The 15,598-nt window shown below is 64.8% G+C and carries 17 protein-coding genes and 1 tRNA gene; 13 read left to right on the top strand and 5 right to left on the bottom strand.

Features of this window, described 5'->3' with window-relative positions:
* Positions 1 to 229: 229 nt before the first annotated feature.
* The 3 genes from rpsA to aroA form a co-directional block, all read right to left on the bottom strand.
* The gene (gene rpsA, locus QW845_RS32900) at positions 230 to 1,939 is read right to left on the bottom strand and encodes a 30S ribosomal protein S1 (RefSeq protein ID WP_315741235.1); all 1,710 of its coding nucleotides are present in this window, start codon (positions 1,937 to 1,939) and stop codon (positions 230 to 232) included.
* Between the two features lie 250 nt (positions 1,940 to 2,189).
* Positions 2,190 to 2,828, bottom strand: coding sequence for a (d)CMP kinase (cmk, locus tag QW845_RS32895; RefSeq protein WP_315805662.1), 639 nt, complete (start codon positions 2,826 to 2,828; stop codon positions 2,190 to 2,192).
* Positions 2,825 to 4,162 (bottom strand): 3-phosphoshikimate 1-carboxyvinyltransferase, encoded by a 1,338-nt coding sequence (gene aroA, locus QW845_RS32890; RefSeq protein WP_315805661.1) that lies wholly within the window; start codon positions 4,160 to 4,162, stop codon positions 2,825 to 2,827. Before aroA ends, cmk begins: the two co-directional genes overlap by 4 nt.
* Before the next feature lie 151 nt (positions 4,163 to 4,313).
* Between aroA and QW845_RS32885 the strand changes: the two genes are divergently transcribed.
* The 3 genes from QW845_RS32885 (at position 4,314) to QW845_RS32875 (ending at position 5,489) form a co-directional block, all read left to right on the top strand.
* A complete protein-coding gene (locus QW845_RS32885) occupies positions 4,314 to 4,718 on the top strand; it encodes a TIGR02300 family protein (RefSeq protein ID WP_315805660.1) in 405 nt (134 codons plus the stop codon).
* 81 nt (positions 4,719 to 4,799) lie between these two features.
* A tRNA-Ala gene (locus QW845_RS32880) sits at positions 4,800 to 4,875 on the top strand.
* A gap of 377 nt (positions 4,876 to 5,252) precedes the next feature.
* On the top strand, positions 5,253 to 5,489 hold the full coding sequence (locus QW845_RS32875; RefSeq protein WP_315805659.1) for a GIY-YIG nuclease family protein: 237 nt from the start codon (positions 5,253 to 5,255) through the stop codon (positions 5,487 to 5,489).
* A gap of 36 nt (positions 5,490 to 5,525) precedes the next feature.
* Here QW845_RS32875 and QW845_RS32870 read toward each other — a convergent pair whose 3' ends face one another.
* Positions 5,526 to 5,987: a MarR family transcriptional regulator gene (locus QW845_RS32870; protein ID WP_315805658.1), complete on the bottom strand. Its 462-nt coding sequence runs from the start codon at positions 5,985 to 5,987 to the stop codon at positions 5,526 to 5,528.
* 166 nt (positions 5,988 to 6,153) lie between these two features.
* Here QW845_RS32870 and QW845_RS32865 point away from each other — a divergent pair, with 166 nt between their 5' ends.
* The 10 genes from QW845_RS32865 (at position 6,154) to QW845_RS32820 (ending at position 15,156) form a co-directional block, all read left to right on the top strand.
* On the top strand, positions 6,154 to 6,579 hold the full coding sequence (locus QW845_RS32865; protein ID WP_315805657.1) for an organic hydroperoxide resistance protein: 426 nt from the start codon (positions 6,154 to 6,156) through the stop codon (positions 6,577 to 6,579).
* Positions 6,580 to 6,700: 121 nt separating this feature from the next.
* Entirely contained in the window at positions 6,701 to 7,903 is a 1,203-nt protein-coding gene (locus QW845_RS32860) for a CaiB/BaiF CoA-transferase family protein (protein WP_315805656.1), read from the top strand.
* A 211-nt stretch (positions 7,904 to 8,114) separates the two neighbouring features.
* Positions 8,115 to 9,434: a sn-glycerol-3-phosphate ABC transporter substrate-binding protein UgpB gene (gene ugpB, locus QW845_RS32855; protein WP_315805655.1), complete on the top strand. Its 1,320-nt coding sequence runs from the start codon at positions 8,115 to 8,117 to the stop codon at positions 9,432 to 9,434.
* Between the two features lie 49 nt (positions 9,435 to 9,483).
* Positions 9,484 to 10,365 carry a sn-glycerol-3-phosphate ABC transporter permease UgpA gene (gene ugpA / locus QW845_RS32850; RefSeq protein WP_315805654.1) on the top strand — a complete coding sequence of 294 codons (882 nt, stop codon included), beginning with the start codon at positions 9,484 to 9,486 and terminating at the stop codon, positions 10,363 to 10,365.
* Positions 10,365 to 11,213 (top strand): sn-glycerol-3-phosphate ABC transporter permease UgpE, encoded by an 849-nt coding sequence (gene ugpE / locus QW845_RS32845; protein WP_315805653.1) that lies wholly within the window; start codon positions 10,365 to 10,367, stop codon positions 11,211 to 11,213. The genes ugpA and ugpE overlap by 1 nt, the downstream gene beginning before the upstream one ends.
* Before the next feature lie 138 nt (positions 11,214 to 11,351).
* On the top strand, positions 11,352 to 12,431 hold the full coding sequence (locus QW845_RS32840) for a sn-glycerol-3-phosphate import ATP-binding protein UgpC (protein ID WP_315805652.1): 1,080 nt from the start codon (positions 11,352 to 11,354) through the stop codon (positions 12,429 to 12,431).
* Between the two features lie 134 nt (positions 12,432 to 12,565).
* Positions 12,566 to 12,991 (top strand): Hsp20 family protein, encoded by a 426-nt coding sequence (locus QW845_RS32835; RefSeq protein ID WP_006613108.1) that lies wholly within the window; start codon positions 12,566 to 12,568, stop codon positions 12,989 to 12,991.
* A gap of 58 nt (positions 12,992 to 13,049) precedes the next feature.
* Entirely contained in the window at positions 13,050 to 13,313 is a 264-nt protein-coding gene (locus QW845_RS32830) for a DUF1150 family protein (RefSeq protein ID WP_009026315.1), read from the top strand.
* Positions 13,314 to 13,457: 144 nt separating this feature from the next.
* Positions 13,458 to 13,964, top strand: a complete 507-nt coding sequence (locus QW845_RS32825) for a GNAT family N-acetyltransferase (RefSeq protein ID WP_315805651.1) — start codon at positions 13,458 to 13,460, stop codon at positions 13,962 to 13,964.
* Positions 13,965 to 14,151: 187 nt separating this feature from the next.
* A complete protein-coding gene (locus tag QW845_RS32820; protein ID WP_315805650.1) occupies positions 14,152 to 15,156 on the top strand; it encodes a sulfotransferase domain-containing protein in 1,005 nt (334 codons plus the stop codon).
* Here the strand turns inward: QW845_RS32820 and ptsN are convergent.
* Positions 15,117 to 15,578 carry a PTS IIA-like nitrogen regulatory protein PtsN gene (gene ptsN, locus QW845_RS32815; protein ID WP_315805649.1) on the bottom strand — a complete coding sequence of 154 codons (462 nt, stop codon included), beginning with the start codon at positions 15,576 to 15,578 and terminating at the stop codon, positions 15,117 to 15,119. The two genes, QW845_RS32820 and ptsN, sit on opposite strands and share 40 nt — an antisense overlap.
* Between the last annotated feature and the right edge of the window lie 20 nt (positions 15,579 to 15,598).

Genomic DNA, 15,598 nt, shown 5'->3' with positions numbered 1-15,598 from the left:
TTGCCAAAAACCCACAACAGTTGAGCCTCGCAATATGCGGAAGCTGAACCGGACAGCCGTGGGCTTGTCCCGGCCATGACGGAGCAACTAAGTTGCAGGTTCGACCGTATCCACATATGCGATGGCGAGGGGCGGGTCGAAATGCCCTGGGGGCACAAAGAAATGCCCTGGGGCACAAAAAAGCCCCGGCCGAAGCCGGGGCTTTGATCTCGTCACGCGGATCGAAGGCTTACTTCGAGTCGCGGTTCTTGAGCGCGGTGCCCAGAATGTCGCCCAGCGTCGCGCCCGAATCGGACGAGCCGTACTGCGCGATGGCTTCCTTCTCTTCAGCGACTTCCAGCGCCTTGATCGACACCTGGACCTTGCGGGCCTTCTTGTCGAACTGGATCACGCGGGCATCGACCTTCTCACCGACGGCGAACCGCTCGGTGCGCTGATCGTTGCGATCGCGCGCCAACTCGGAGCGCTTGATGAAGGTGGTGAAGTCGGTGCCGGTGATCTTGACGTCGATGCCGCCGTCCTTGACGTCGAGCACCTCGCAGGTGACGACCGCACCCTTCTTGACATCGCCCGGCTCGGCGAAGGGATCGCCTTCGAGCTGCTTGATGCCGAGCGAGATGCGCTCCTTCTCCACGTCCACGTCGAGCACCACGGCCTTGACCATGTCGCCCTTCTTGTAGTTGTCGATGACCTGCTCGCCCGGCTGCTTCCAGTCGAGGTCCGAGAGATGGACCATGCCGTCGACGTCGCCTTCGAGGCCCAGGAACAGGCCGAACTCGGTCTTGTTCTTGACTTCGCCCTCGACGACCGAACCCGTCGGATGCTTCTCGACGAAGACCTCCCACGGGTTGCGCATGGTCTGCTTGAGACCGAGCGAGATGCGGCGCTTGACGCTGTCGACTTCGAGCACCTGCACTTCGACTTCCTGCGAGGTCGAGACGATCTTGCCGGGGTGCATGTTCTTCTTGGTCCACGACATCTCGGAGACGTGGATCAGGCCTTCGATGCCCGGCTCGAGCTCGACGAACGCGCCGTAGTCGGTGATGTTGGTGACGCGGCCATGGAAACGGGCCTGCAGCGGGTACTTCGCCTCGATGCCCTGCCACGGATCGTCGAGCAGCTGCTTCATGCCCAGCGAGATGCGGTGCGTCTCGTGGTTGATCTTGATGATCTTGACCTTGACCGTCTGACCGATGCTCAGCACCTCGGTCGGATGGTTGACACGGCGCCAGGCAATGTCGGTGACGTGCAGCAGGCCGTCGATGCCGCCGAGGTCGACGAACGCACCGTAGTCGGTGATGTTCTTGACGACGCCGTCGATCACCTGACCCTCTTCGAGGTTCTGCACCAGCTCCTGGCGCTGCTCGGCGCGGGTCTCTTCCAGCACGGTCCGGCGCGACACGACGATGTTGCCGCGGCGACGGTCCATCTTGAGGATCTGGAACGGCTGCGAGTTGTTCATCAGCGGCGCGACGTCGCGGATCGGACGGATGTCGACCTGCGAGCGCGGCAGGAAGGCCACGGCACCGTCGAGGTCGACGGTGAAGCCGCCCTTGACCTGGTTGAAGATGACGCCGTTGACCTTTTCGTTGTTCTGGAACGCCTTCTCGAGCTTGCCCCAGCTCTCTTCGCGGCGCGCCTTGTCGCGCGACAGCACCGCTTCGCCGAGCGCGTTCTCGATGCGATCGAGGAACACTTCGACCTCGTCGCCGACTTTCAATTCACTGTCACGGCCGGGCCCGGCGAATTCGCGCAGCGCCACGCGGCCTTCGGTCTTCAGGCCGACGTCGATGACGGCCATGTCCTTCTCGATCGCAACAACCTTGCCCTTGACGACAGAGCTTTCCTGCAGGTTGCCCTTGGTGAAGGACTCGTCCAGCATCGCGGCGAAATCATCGCGGCTGGGATTGTAGGAAGAAGCAGAGGTACTCGAAGCCATTTGTTCTCCAGATGCGGACATTCTCGCCAGCTTGGGTTGATCGGCGCATCGAATGGACAGTGCCTGGAGGTCCACAAATCCCCAGACGTCCGCGCTGTCAGCGCGATAAGCGCAAACGACGCGGGCCGGCAGTGCCTGCACATGCGATACGTATGAAGTGCGTCCGGCTGATCGGACTCGATTGAACCGCAATCGAGCTATCGACGGTCAAGGGCGGGAGCGGGCTTTCCTCCAATGACGCCGGCGGAAATCAAACCCGCTGGCGGCCCGCTCGAACGGCCTCGACGATGTCGATGGCGGCCCGGACGCCGCCTTCTATATCCAAATGGGAGTTGTCAAGCAAGTAAGCATCCGGGGCTTGTTTTAAAGGCGCGACGGCCCGGTTCTGGTCGCGCTCGTCGCGCGCCAGGATGTCGGCCAGAATGGCCGCTTCGTCGGCCGGTTCCCCCCGCGAAAGCGCCTCGAGCGTGCGGCGATGCGCCCGGATGCGGGGATCAGCGACGACGTAGATCTTCACCTCGGCGTCCGGGCAGATCACGGTTCCGATGTCACGGCCGTCGAGCACGGCACCGGGTGGCTGGCTTGCGAACTGACGCTGGAAGGCCACCAGCGCGTCGCGCACTTTCGGCAACGCCGAGACCACGGAGGCCGCGGACCCGACCTGGTGCGACCTCAGCGCCGGATTGTCGAAGGTCGAGGGATCCAGGCTCATGGCGACGTCCGCCGCCCGCACCTCGTCCTTGAGGTCGATGCCGGCGGTCAGCAGCGCATGGGCAACGGCCCGGTAGATCACGCCCGTATCCAGGTGCCTGAGGCCGTAATGCGCCGCGAGACGCTTGGCCATGGTGCCCTTGCCCGAGGCCGCCGGGCCGTCGATGGCGATGATCATGCGAAATCCGCGCCCGCCTTGCACATCAGCGCGATGAAATCCGGGAAGCTGGTGGCGATGAAGGCGGTGTCGTCGACGGTGACCGGCTTGTCGGACGCGAGGCCCATCACGAGGGCGGACATCGCGATGCGGTGGTCCATGTGGGTCGCGACGATGCCGCCGCCCGGCACGTGACCGCGGCCCTCGACGATCAGGTCATCGCCGCTGATCTCGACCTTGACGCCGTTGACACGCAGCATCGCCGCGGTGGCCTCCAGCCGGTCGGATTCCTTGACGCGCAGCTCATGCAGGCCGCGCATCACGGTGGTGCCCTCGGCATAGGCGGCGGCGACGGCCAAGACGAGATATTCGTCGATCATCGACGGCGCGCGCTCGGGCGGCACGACGACGCCCCTCAGCTTCGAGGCGCGCACGCGCAGCCGGGCCATGGGCTCGCCGGCATCGCCGCGGACGTCGTCCTCCTCGATCGAGGCGCCCATCTCGCGCAGGGTCGTGAACAGGCCGGTGCGCAGCGGGTTGGTCATCACGTCCGACAGCACGAGGTCCGAACCATCGACGATCAGCGCGGCGACCAGCGGGAACGCGGCCGAGGACGGGTCGGCGGGAACGATCACGGGGGCACCACACAGCTCCGGCTGGCCGGTCAGTGCGATGCGGCGGCCATGAGACCCTTCCGGCGTGGTCACGATCTCCGCGCCGAAATGCTTCAGCATCAGCTCCGTATGGTCGCGGCTGGCCTCCTGCTCGATCACGGTGGTCACACCGGGCGCGGCGAGGCCCGCGAGCAGCACCGCCGACTTGATCTGGGCCGAAGCCACCGGCGTGCGGTATTCGATCGGCACCGGGTTGCCGGCGCCCTGCAGGGTCAACGGAAGCTTGCCGCCCTCGGCGATCGACACCACCTTCGCGCCCATCAGCGCCAGCGGGTCGAGGATGCGCCGCATCGGACGGCTGCGCAGCGAGGCATCACCGTCGAAAACGGCCGTGATCGGGCAACCGGCGACGGCGCCCATCACCAGCCGGCAGCCCGTGCCGGAGTTGCCGAAATCGAGCGGTGTGCTGGGCTGGGCGAAGCCGCCGACCCCCACGCCACGGACGGTCCACGCGAAGTCGCCGGTGCGCTCGACCTTGGCACCCAGGGATCGCATCGATTCGGCGGTGTTGAGGACGTCCTCGCCCTCGAGAAGGCCGGAAATCCGGGTCTCGCCGACCGACAGCGCCCCCAGGATCAGCGCCCGGTGCGAGATCGACTTGTCGCCAGGCACGCGAATCGTGCCCGAGAGGGGCCCGGAGGCGCGTGATTCCAGGGGAGTCGGGGCGGCTGACGTGCTCACGGCGGGATCCTCGTGTTTCGGACGCGGCAGGTATCACAGCCCCCGCCCTCCGTCACGAGCGGTGATTTTCCCGTTGACAGCGCTATTGACAGCGGCGCGGCAACTAGCCAAGTGAGACACCGCTTTTCAGACATTGCCAGGACGCCTGCACGTGGCCAAATCCGAGCTCGGAACCAAACGCATTTGCCCGACCACGGGCAAAAAGTTCTATGACCTCAACAAGAACCCGGTGATTTCGCCCTACACCGGCGAGGTCGTGCCGATCGCGCCCGTGGCTCCGACCCGCGCCATGCGCGGCGAGGCTGCGCGTGCCGCTGCGGCGGCCGACGTGGTTGAGCCCGCCGAGGCCGAGGAGTTGGTGTCGCTCGAGGAGGCCGATGCCGAGGAGAACTCCGGCAAGGTCAAGGCCGTCGTTCCCGAATCGGAGGACGACATCGAGATCGACGAGACCCTCGACGATGACGAGGATGATGACTCGACCTTCATCGCCGACGAGGAAGAAGGCGACGAGGACGTGACCGACATCATCGGTGATGTCGGCGGCGACGAAGAATAATCGTCGAAGACACTTGAGATCAGCCGCGAACTGTGGTTCACGGTGCTCCCCGGCGGTCACCCAGACCGCCGGTTCGGTTCAGGGGCCATAGCTCAGCTGGGAGAGCGCTTGCATGGCATGCAAGAGGTCGGCGGTTCGATCCCGCCTGGCTCCACCAGCCTTCGCTCGCTTCGCGAGCTTCGGCTCGGCAAGCCACCCCAATCTGCCAATTGAGCGAAGCGAGCGAAGGCTGTCGCGCCGTAGCCTGGACGCCGGAGCCCTCTTTGGCGCAGGCGGGAAGGCGAAGGCGGACTTCGCTCCGCACGACGATACCCCCCTCTCCGTCGCTTCGCGAGCTTCGGCTCGGCAAGCCACCCTAATCCGCCAATTGCGCGAAGCGTGCGAGGGCTGTCGCGCATAGCCCGAAGGGCGAAGGCGGACCTGGGCTCCGGGCGATAAGGCCACCTCCTTCGAACTGCTCATTCGACCGAAGCTGTAGACCCTAAGCGGCATCGCCTGCCAGAATCGTACCTAGAAGGGTCGGGGCGGCCTGCCATGAAGTTTGTCTACATCCTCGAAAGCCTCGATGGCGAGCACTTCTACGCCGGCATCACAGACGACGTCCCGGCTCGGGTCGCGAAGCACAATGCAGGCGAAGTCCCGCACACCTCGAAGTTTCGGCCGTGGCGGCTCAAGACTTACATCGCTTTCAACGACGTGAAGCAGGCCTTCGCCTTCGAGAAGTATCTGAAATCTGGCTCAGGTCGGGCGTTTGCGAAGAAGCGCCTCTAACGATGCGGTGCTCCGAGGCTGATCTGGCGGGAGGTCTCACCCCTCCGCCGCCGCATCGAGCCGCTCCCGCAGCTTCACCAGCTTGCCGTGCAGATCCGTGAGCTCCGCGATCGAACATCCCGTTGCGTCCAGGATCGCCGGCGGCACGATCGCTCTTGCCTTGTCGCGCAGGCTCGCGCCCTGGCTCGTCAGGGTGACCAGCACCTGCCGTTCGTCCTCGGCCGACCGGGTCCGCTTCACCAGATGCGTAGCCTCCATCCGCTTCAGCAGCGGCGTCAGCGTGCCGGAATCGAGGAACAGCCGCGCGCCGATGTCCTTCACCGTCAGGCCGTCCTGCTCCCACAGCACCAGCATGACCAGATATTGCGGATAGGTCAGGCCAAGGCGGTCGAGCAGGGGCTTGTAGACGCGGTTGAAGGCGTGCGCGGTCGAATAGACGGCGAAGCAGAGCTGGTTGCCGAGCTGGAGCGGCAGGTCTGCCGCGGACTTCTTTCGCATCGAGGTCACCACAGGTCGATCCTATCGGCATCTTGAGCCTGCACGCCTCGCATCGACAACGGGCCCGGCGCACCGATCACGAATTTTCTACCGGACAATTATATTGTGCACAATCTAATTGTGTGCAATATGGACTCGCTGAATTCGTCCAACCAGGAGACACTCCATGTCTGTGAACGTGCTCTACAAGACCAGCGCCAAGGCCACCGGCGGCCGCGACGGCGAGGCGGCGACCCTCGACGGCTCGCTCAAGGTCAAGCTCTCCACCCCGAAGGAGCTCGGTGGCGGCGGCGGCGCCGGCAACAATCCCGAGCAGCTGTTCGCGGCCGGCTACGCCGCCTGCTTCATCGGCGCGATGAAGTTCGTCGGCTCGCAGGGCGGCCCGAAGGTTCCCGCCGACACGTCGGTGACCTCCACCGTCGGCATCGGGCCGCGCTCGGAAGGCGGCTTCGGCATCACCGTCGAGCTCGCCATCTCTCTGCCCGGCCTCGCCAAGGCTGACGCCGAGGCGCTGGTCGCCAAGGCGCATGAGGTGTGCCCCTATTCCAACGCCACGCGCGGCAATGTCGACGTCAAGCTGACCGTCGTCTGAGCTTCAATTCCGTCGTGCGGCAGGACGACCTCCGTTGTCCTGCCGCATGGCAGCCCCCGTTTGCGCCACCGCCGCAGCAATGCTTAATGATCGCGAGCTGAAACCAACCTCGCGACATCCGATGACACCTCAATTTGCTCCCGGCGCCATGGCCGGACTGCGCGTGATCGATCTGACGCGCGTGCTCGGCGGGCCCTATTGCACGCAGATCCTGGCCGATCACGGCGCCGACGTGATCAAGGTCGAGCCGCCGGCCGGCGACGAGGTGCGCGACTGGGGCCCTCCGTTCCACGACGAGGACGCCGCCTATTTCGTCGGGATCAACCGCAACAAGCGCTCGATCGGCCTCGATCTCGCGTCCGAGGGCGGACGCGTCGTGCTGATGCGGATGCTCGAGACCGCCGACGTGCTGATCGAGAACTTCAAGCCCGGCACCTTGGAGAAATGGGGCATCGGCAGCGACACGCTGCGCGAGAAATTCCCGAAGCTGGTGCACTGCCGCATCTGCGGCTTCGGTGCCGACGGGCCGCGCGGCGGCAATCCCGGCTATGACGCGATCATCCAGGCGATGACCGGCATGATCGCCGCGACCGGATCGCCGCAAAGCGGGCCGATGCGGATCGGGGTGCCGCTGGTCGACATCACGACCGGCCTCTATGCCGCGATCGGCATCCTGATGGCGCTGTCGGAACGGCAGCGTTCTGGGCTCGGTCAGTTCCTCGAGGTCACGCTGTATGAGACCGGCCTCGCGATCATGCATCCGCATACCGCAAACTACTTCATGCATGGCAAGCCGCCGTCGCTGACCGGCAACGAGCATCCGAACCTCGTGCCCTATGCGATCTTCCCGACCAGGACCGACGATATCTTCATCGGCGTCGGCAATGACAGCACCTTCCGCAAGCTCGCCAAGGAAATCGGCCGGCCGGAACTCGGCACCGATCCGCGCTTCGCCCGCAACAAGGATCGCGTCGCCAATCGCGAGGCACTGCGCGCCGAGCTCGCCGCCGTGTTCAGCCAATTCGAGGCGGAGCCGCTGTGCGACCGGCTGCTCGCAGCCGGCCTGCCGGCGGGACCCGTGCAGAAGATCGACCAGGCGCTGACCAATCCGCACACGATCCACCGCGGCGATGTCATCGAGAAGGACTGGTACAAGGGCGTCGCCTCGCCGATCCGGCTCGAACGCACCAAGCCGAGCCTGCGCTCCACCCCGCCGAAGTTCAGCCAGCATGCCCAGGAGGTGCTCAGCGAGTTCGGCTACTCGGAGCCCGAGATCCAGGCCCTGCTGTCCGAGGGCACGGTGTGCGCAGAGCGCAAGCGGTGAAGCGCCATCAGCCCGTCGTCTCGCAACGCGAGCGTCGCCTCGGGCATCGCCCGGGCGCCGCGCCGTCTCGCACAACTCGCGGCGTTGCGCCGCAAAGCCGCGACGAACGCGCTTTCCGCTGACGATCCAACCGGTTATACATTCACAAAACTATCATCTCGCGCTGCTACGGCCGCGACGCCGATGACGTTCCATGGGAGGAATTTTTTTAATGTCACTTCGACAATTCTGGACAGCCGCCGCTGCGGCAGCCACGCTGGTCCTTGGCGCCGCCGCACCCGCACACGCGGTGACGGAGATTCAGTGGTGGCACGCGATGACCGGCGCCAACAACGACGTCATCGTCAAGCTCGCCAATGATTTCAACGCCTCGCAGACCGACTACAAGGTCGTTCCGACCTACAAGGGCAACTACGCCGACACGATGAATGCCGGCATCGCCGCGTTCCGCGCCGGCAATGCGCCGCATATCATGCAGGTGTTCGAGGTCGGCACTGCCACGATGATGGCCGCCACCGGCGCCGTGAAGCCGGTCTACAAGCTGATGCAGGACGCCGGCGAGAAGTTCGATCCCAAGAGCTACCTGCCGGCCATCACCGGCTACTATTCGACCTCGAAGGGCGAAATGCTGTCCTTCCCCTTCAACTCGTCCTCCACCGTCATGTGGGTCAATCTCGATGAGCTGAAGAAGGTCAACGCCGAGATCCCGAAGACCTGGCCCGAGCTGTTCGAGACCGCCAAGAAGCTCCATGCGGCCGGCCACCCGACCTGCGGCTTCTCCGGCTCGTGGGTGACATGGGTCAATCTCGAGCAGCTCTCCGCCTGGCACAACGTGCCGCTCGCCAGCAAGGCGAACGGTCTCGACGGCTTCGACACTGTGCTGGAGTTCAACGGTCCGCTGCAGGTCAAGCATCTCGAAAACCTGGTCGAGCTGCAGAAGGACAAGACCTATGACTACGCCGGCCGCACCAACACCGGCGAGGGCCGCTTCACCTCGGGCGAATGCCCGATCTACCTGACCTCGTCGGCGTTCTTCGGCAACGTCAAGGCGCAGGCGAAGTTCGCCTTCACCGCCGCGCCGATGCCGTATTACCCCGAAGTGAAGGGCGCGCCGCAGAACTCGATCATCGGCGGCGCTTCGCTCTGGGTCATGGGCGGCAAGTCGGCCGATGAGTACAAGGGCGTCGCCAAGTTCCTGACCTTCCTCTCGGACACCGACCGCCAAGTCTACATCCACAAGGCGTCGGGCTATCTGCCGATCACCAAGGCCGCCTATGCCAAGGCCAAGGCCGAGGGCTTCTACAAGGATCAGCCCTATCTGGAGACCCCGCTGCTCGAGTTGACCAACAAGGAGCCGACCGAGAACTCCCGCGGCCTGCGCCTGGGCAACATGGTGCAGCTGCGTGACGTCTGGTCGGAGGAGATCGAGCAGGCTCTGGCCGGCAAGAAGACCGCCAAGCAGGCGCTGGACGCCGCCGTCGAGCGCGGCAACCAGATGCTGCGCCAGTTCGAAAAGACGGCCGTGAAATAAGGCCAAGAGCCGGCAGGCCACCCGCGGCCTGCCGGCTCGCCGACCGATCATGCAGAAGAACGCCATCTTCCAGTCAAAGCTGCTGCCGTTCGTGCTGGTCGCTCCCCAGCTCGCGATCGTGCTGATCTTCTTCTATTGGCCCGCCATCCAGGCCGTCATCCAGTCGTTCCTGCTGCAGGACGCGTTCGGCCTGTCCACGAGCTTCGTCTGGTTCGAGAACTACGCCGACCTGCTCAGCCAGCCGGACTATTTTGAAGCCATTCTCCGCACCTTCGGCTTCTCCTTCGCCATCGCATTCTCGTCGCTGTCGGTCGCGCTGCTGCTCGCGGTCATGGCGGACAAGCCGCTGCGCGGCGTGACGCTGTACCGGACGCTGCTGATCTGGCCCTATGCCGTGGCGCCGCCGGTGGTGGGCGTGCTCTGGATCTTCATGCTGCATCCCTCGCTCGGCGTGATCTCGCGCTATCTGCGCGCCATGGGCATCGACTGGAATCCGCTGCTCGACGGTGACCAGGCGGCGCTGCAGATCATTCTCGCGGCCGCCTGGAAGCAGATCTCCTACAACTTCCTGTTCTTCCTCGCCGGGCTGCAGAGCATCCCCAAGAGCGTGCTCGAAGCCGCCGCGATCGATGGCGCACGGCCGATGCGGCGGTTCTGGACCGTGACCTTCCCGCTGCTGTCGCCGACCATCTTCTTCCTGCTGGTGATCAACATCGTCTACGCCTTCTTCGAGACGTTCGGCATCATCGACACGATGACCCGCGGCGGTCCTGGCAAGTCCACCGAGACGCTGGTCTACAAGGTCTACACCGATGGCCTGCTCGGCGGCAATCTCGGCTCCTCGGCTGCGCAATCCGTCGTTCTGATGGTCATCGTCATCGTGCTGACGGCGATCCAGTTCCGCTTCGTCGAGCGCAAGGTGACCTACTGATGGTCGAGCAAGAAGGCATTCGACGCTACGTCGCGCATGTCATCCTGTGGATCGGAATCGCGATCGTCGCGTTCCCGGTCTATCTCGCATTCGTCGCCTCGACGCAGGACAATGCGGTGATCGCCAACGGGCAGATGTCGCTGCTGCCGGGCGGGCACTTCCTGTCGACCTACTATCAGACGATCTTCGTCGGCACGAGCGGCTCGACCCGCGAGCCGGTTGCGACCATGCTTTTGAACTCGCTGGTCATGGCGCTCTCGATCGCCGTCGGCAAGATCGCGATCTCGATCATCTCGGCGTATGCCGTCGTCTACTTCCGCTTCCCGTTCCGCATGCCGATCTTCTGGCTCATCTTCATCACCCTGATGCTGCCGGTCGAGGTGCGCATCTATCCGACCTACAAGATCGTCGCCGACCTCCATATGCTCGACAGTTATGCGGGGCTCGCGCTGCCGCTGATCGCGTCCGCCACCGCGACGCTGCTGTTCCGCCAGTTCTTCATGACCGTGCCGGACGAGCTGCTGGAGGCGTCCCGCATCGACGGCGCCGGGCCGTTCCGCTTCTTCTGGGACACCCTGCTGCCGCTGTCGCGCACCAACATGGCGGCGCTATTCGTGATCCTGTTCATCCTCGGCTGGAATCAATATCTCTGGCCGCTGCTGATCACGACGCGCGACGACATGCAGACCATCCAGATCGGCATCCGCAAGATGATCACGACGACCGACGCGCTGACGGAGTGGCCGATCGTCATGGCGACTGCGGTGCTCGCGATGCTGCCGCCGGTGTTCGTCGTCGTCGTCATGCAGCGCCTGTTCGTCAAGGGGCTGGTGGAGACGGAAAAGTGACGAGGGCCAATAGGGAGTGGCGAATAGCGAATAGGGCCATACGGGCATCAGGAGCCGTTCGCCTTCCCCTACCCGCTACTCCCCATTCGCCATTCGCCTGCCACCGCCCGCTGCTCAACCTCTACCGGTAATCATTCCATGGCCAACGTCACCCTCCGCAACGTCCGCAAGGTCTACCAGGGCGGCTTCGAAGCCATCAAAGGCGTCGATATCGATGTCGGCGACGGTCAGTTCTGCGTGCTGGTCGGCCCGTCGGGCTGCGGCAAATCCACCCTGCTGCGGATGGTCGCGGGGCTCGAGACGATCACCTCGGGCGAGATCGACATCGGCGGCCGCATCGTCAATGCGATCGAGCCGGCCGATCGCGACATCGCGATGGTGTTCCAGAACTACGCGCTCTATCCGCATATGACCGTCTACAACAACATGGCCTACGGCCTGCGCAATCGCGGCATGGCCGAGAAGGAGATCAGGACGCGCGTCGAGGACGCCGCTCGCATCCTCGAGCTCGGCACCATGCTCGAGCGGAAGCCGCGCCAGCTCTCCGGCGGCCAGCGCCAGCGCGTCGCGATGGGCCGCGCCATCGTGCGCCAGCCCAAGGTGTTCCTGTTCGACGAACCGCTCTCCAACCTCGACGCCAAGCTGCGTATCGCGATGCGGGTCGAGATCCGCAAGCTGCAGCGCCGGCTCAACACCACCGCGATCTACGTCACCCACGACCAGCTCGAGGCGATGACGCTCGCCGACATCCTGGTGGTGATGAACGGCGGCAAGGTCGAGCAGATCGGCAATCCGCTCGAGATCTATCAGAAGCCCGCCACCACCTTCGTCGCATCGTTCATCGGCGCGCCGCCGATGAACCTGATGCCGGTCGATGGCCTCCGTCCCCAGTTGCACGGTGCCGACGCGGTTCCCGCCGATGCCGGCCAGCTCGGCATCCGCCCTGAAGATTTCGAGCTCGGCGACACCGTTCCGGCGGGCGGGGTCGGGCTCGACCTCCGCGTCGAAGCGATCGAGCACGTCGGCGCCGAAACCTATGTCTACGGCGCGCGCCAGGACGCCGGCAGCGACGACCGGCTCTCCGCCACCGCCAACGACATCATCGTGCGGCTGCCGGGCACGGCCGCGCCGGAGATCGGCGCGCGGATTCGCGCCGTGGCGCCGCGGGCCAAGCTGCACCTGTTCTCGGCCGACGGCCGGCAGCGGCTATCGGCTTAAGCCCTTCCACAGGCTGACCGTTCCGGCGCATTCGGGGTGCTTGAACGCACCCCGGATCGTGCCCATATTGCTGCTCAAGGGGTGCCGACAGGGCCCTGATACATCAAAGTCGCTTCGAGAGGACTTTGTAAACCATGTCTCGTGTTCCTTCGCTCTCCAGTCCGTTTCTGCTGGGCTTCGACGAGATCGAGCGCGTGCTCGACCGCGTCGTCAAAGGTGCCGACGGGTATCCGCCGTACAATATCGAGCGGTTCGAACGCACCAATGGCCAGCCCGAGCGTCTGCGGATCACGCTGGCGGTGGCGGGTTTCACCCGCGACCAACTCGATGTCACCATTGAGGAAAACCAGCTGGTCATCCGCGGCCGGCAGCAGGACGACAAGACCAGGCAGTACATTCATCGCGGCATTGCCGCGCGCCACTTCCAGCGCACCTTCGTGCTGGCGGAGGGAATGCATGTGCTCGGTGCGGACCTGAAGAACGGGTTGTTGTCGGTCGATCTGGCCAGGCCGGAGCCTGAGCGGATCGTTAAGACAATAGCGATCAATGAACACGAATAATGGTTTGATGGAACGAGTAGCGGACTCGACCGCTTGAGTCTCAGAAGGAGTCGAGACCATGACTGAAGGTAATGTTGCGTCGGAATCCCCCGTCTCCCTGGAGTCGCTGGCTACCTTGGGCGAGGGCCACATTGCTTATGTGAAGCAGATCCGCTCCGAGGACGTACCGGGACTGTTTCCGCAGGCACCGCACATCGCGCCGGGACTGAAGCTGTTCGCCTTGCATGCCGCTGACGGCACGCCGATCATGCTCACCGACAGCCGCGAAGCCGCGATTGCGAATGCTTGGAGCCACGAACTCCAGGCCGTGAGCGTGCACTGACGCGAAGGCCGCGCCGCAGCGCCTGCGGCAACCGCGTCTCGTGAGACTTGATGCTCACGAGATCCATGCGGCTCACGCACTGACACGAGGGCGGTCCCCGGAAACGGGGGCGGCCCTTTTTTCTGCCCGGAGCGAGCGCCGCACATGACGTTGCCGACAACACCCCTGAGCGCCGCAGAGCTGAGCGCAGATCGCGCGCTCGCGGACGCACTGCTCGCGCTCAACAATGCGCATGCCTCGGAGCTGTCCTGGCTCTCGCCCGATGCGCTGGAGCAGCTGGTCGATCGAGCCTGGCGCGCCCGGCGCGTTGGTTGGGCCGACGCGTTGGTGATCGCGCTGGATCACGCCGCCGCCTATGACAATCCGAATCACCGCTGGTTCCGGGCGCGCTACGATCGGTTCGTCTATGTCGACCGCATCGTGGTGGCGCCGGCCGCCCGCGGCCGGGGCCTGGCGCGGCAGCTCTATGAGGAGCTGATTCGGGAGGCGACCGCGGCGGGCCACGACCACATCGTCTGCGAGGTCAATCTGGATCCGCCCAATCCGCAGTCGGACGCGTTTCATGCTGCGCTCGGCTTCGCGCCGTTGGCGACGGCCGGCATCCATGGCGGCGCCAAGACGGTGCGCTACATGGCGAGATCGTTGCGATAGCCGGCGTCAGACGACGCGGCTGCTGAAAGCGCCTTTGAGAAATTTGTTTCCATCGATGTCTGGAACGGTCGATTTGACAACCAGATACAATCCAACCGGGTTTAAGGCGAAGGTGTCCAATCCTTAAGTTGTCCCCGTTGCGGCACGCGCTAGTCCGATGTGTGGCGAGCATGTGTAGGGATGGCAAATGCATGGATCACGGCTTGATGCAGGCGGCGTCTATCGAGAGCTTGCACGCGGGACCCTCCCCAACCGGCACGTCTTTGTGGACAGTCCTCCGCCGGGACCGAGCCCTTACTACGTCATCTGCAACAGCGTGCCGAAAGCAGGAACGTACCTGCTGGTCGAACTCGTCAGAGCGCTGGGTGGTCACGTCGATGTCGGCTATCACACCTACACGTCATCGATCAGCAGGCTGAATCCCGACGGCTCGCTCGACTACGGACGCGCGCTCCCGGCGCCGCTCTGGGCGTCGGCCCTGAGCTCCGGCTACTCCTGCGCCTCGCACACCGAGTACTGTCCGTATCTCGAGCAATACCTGCTGGGCAGACCGGACCACAAGATGCTGTTCATCGTCCGCGACCCCCGCGACATCGTCGTGAGCTGGGTCGACTTCGTCTACCATTCGGCGGCCTACCCGAAGATGCGGAAGTGGAACGCCTATCTGCGGGCGGCCGGATCGGCCGCTCACCCCGACGACGCCTCCCGAATCACATCGACCCTCCTCTCTTTGCCCCGATCGGGCATCAAGAAGTTCATGAGCTGGCTGGACTCGCCGGCCTGCCTGACCGTGAGGTTCGAAGAGCTCTATGCAGAGCTCGCGGCCGACGATGTGGCGCGGTCGTCGTTTCCCGTCCTTCACGGCATCTGCGACTACCTGGGGCTGCCGCGCAAGACGGCCGCGGAGCTCGATGTGCTCGGCCGCGGTCTGACGTCGTCGGGACGGGGCCGGAAGGTCGGCATCTACAAGGAGCGAATGATGCCGCATCATTTCGACCTGCTCCGCAGCGAGGCATTCCAGGAGCTCGTCGTCGAGTTCGGCTACGAGCCGACGCCGTTACACCCACCCGCGCGGACGAGCGGGTTCAGTGCGGCGCGGAAGCTCGCCAGCAGGCTTTCCCGGTCCTTGCAGGGCGGCGGCGCGATACGACGTCAGGCCGCGGAGGCGGGCGGCAGCGCCAGCACCGAATAGATCGCCTGGGCGTCGCGCGAGGCACGGAGCTTCTTGGCGACATCCTGGTCGCGGAGAAGCCGGGCGATCCGCGCGAGGGCCTTCAGATGGTCGGCACCGGCGCCTTCCGGCGCCAGCAGCAGGAACACCAGATCGACCGGCTGGCCGTCCATGGCCTCGAAATCGATCGGCCGCTCCAGCCGGGCGAACAGGCCGAACAGCTTCTCCAGCTTCGGCAGCTTGCCGTGGGGAATCGCCACGCCATACCCGACGGCCGTGGTTCCGAGCTTCTCCCGCTGCAGCAGCACTTCGAAGATGTTGCGCTCGTTCTGCCCGGTCAGCGCAGCCGCGCGGGCGGCAAGCTCCTGCAGCGCCTGCTTCTTACTGATGACCTTCAAAGCCGGCACGATCGCCTCGGGTGCGACCAGATCGGTAATCGGCATAGGGCGTTCCGAGGTGATTG

This window comes from Bradyrhizobium sp. SZCCHNS3002 (genome assembly GCF_032377435.1).
In the GTDB taxonomy this organism is placed as follows: Bacteria; Pseudomonadota; Alphaproteobacteria; order Rhizobiales; family Xanthobacteraceae; genus Bradyrhizobium.
Note: the sequence above shows the minus strand (reverse complement) of the source record. Positions and strands in the feature narration are given on the sequence as shown.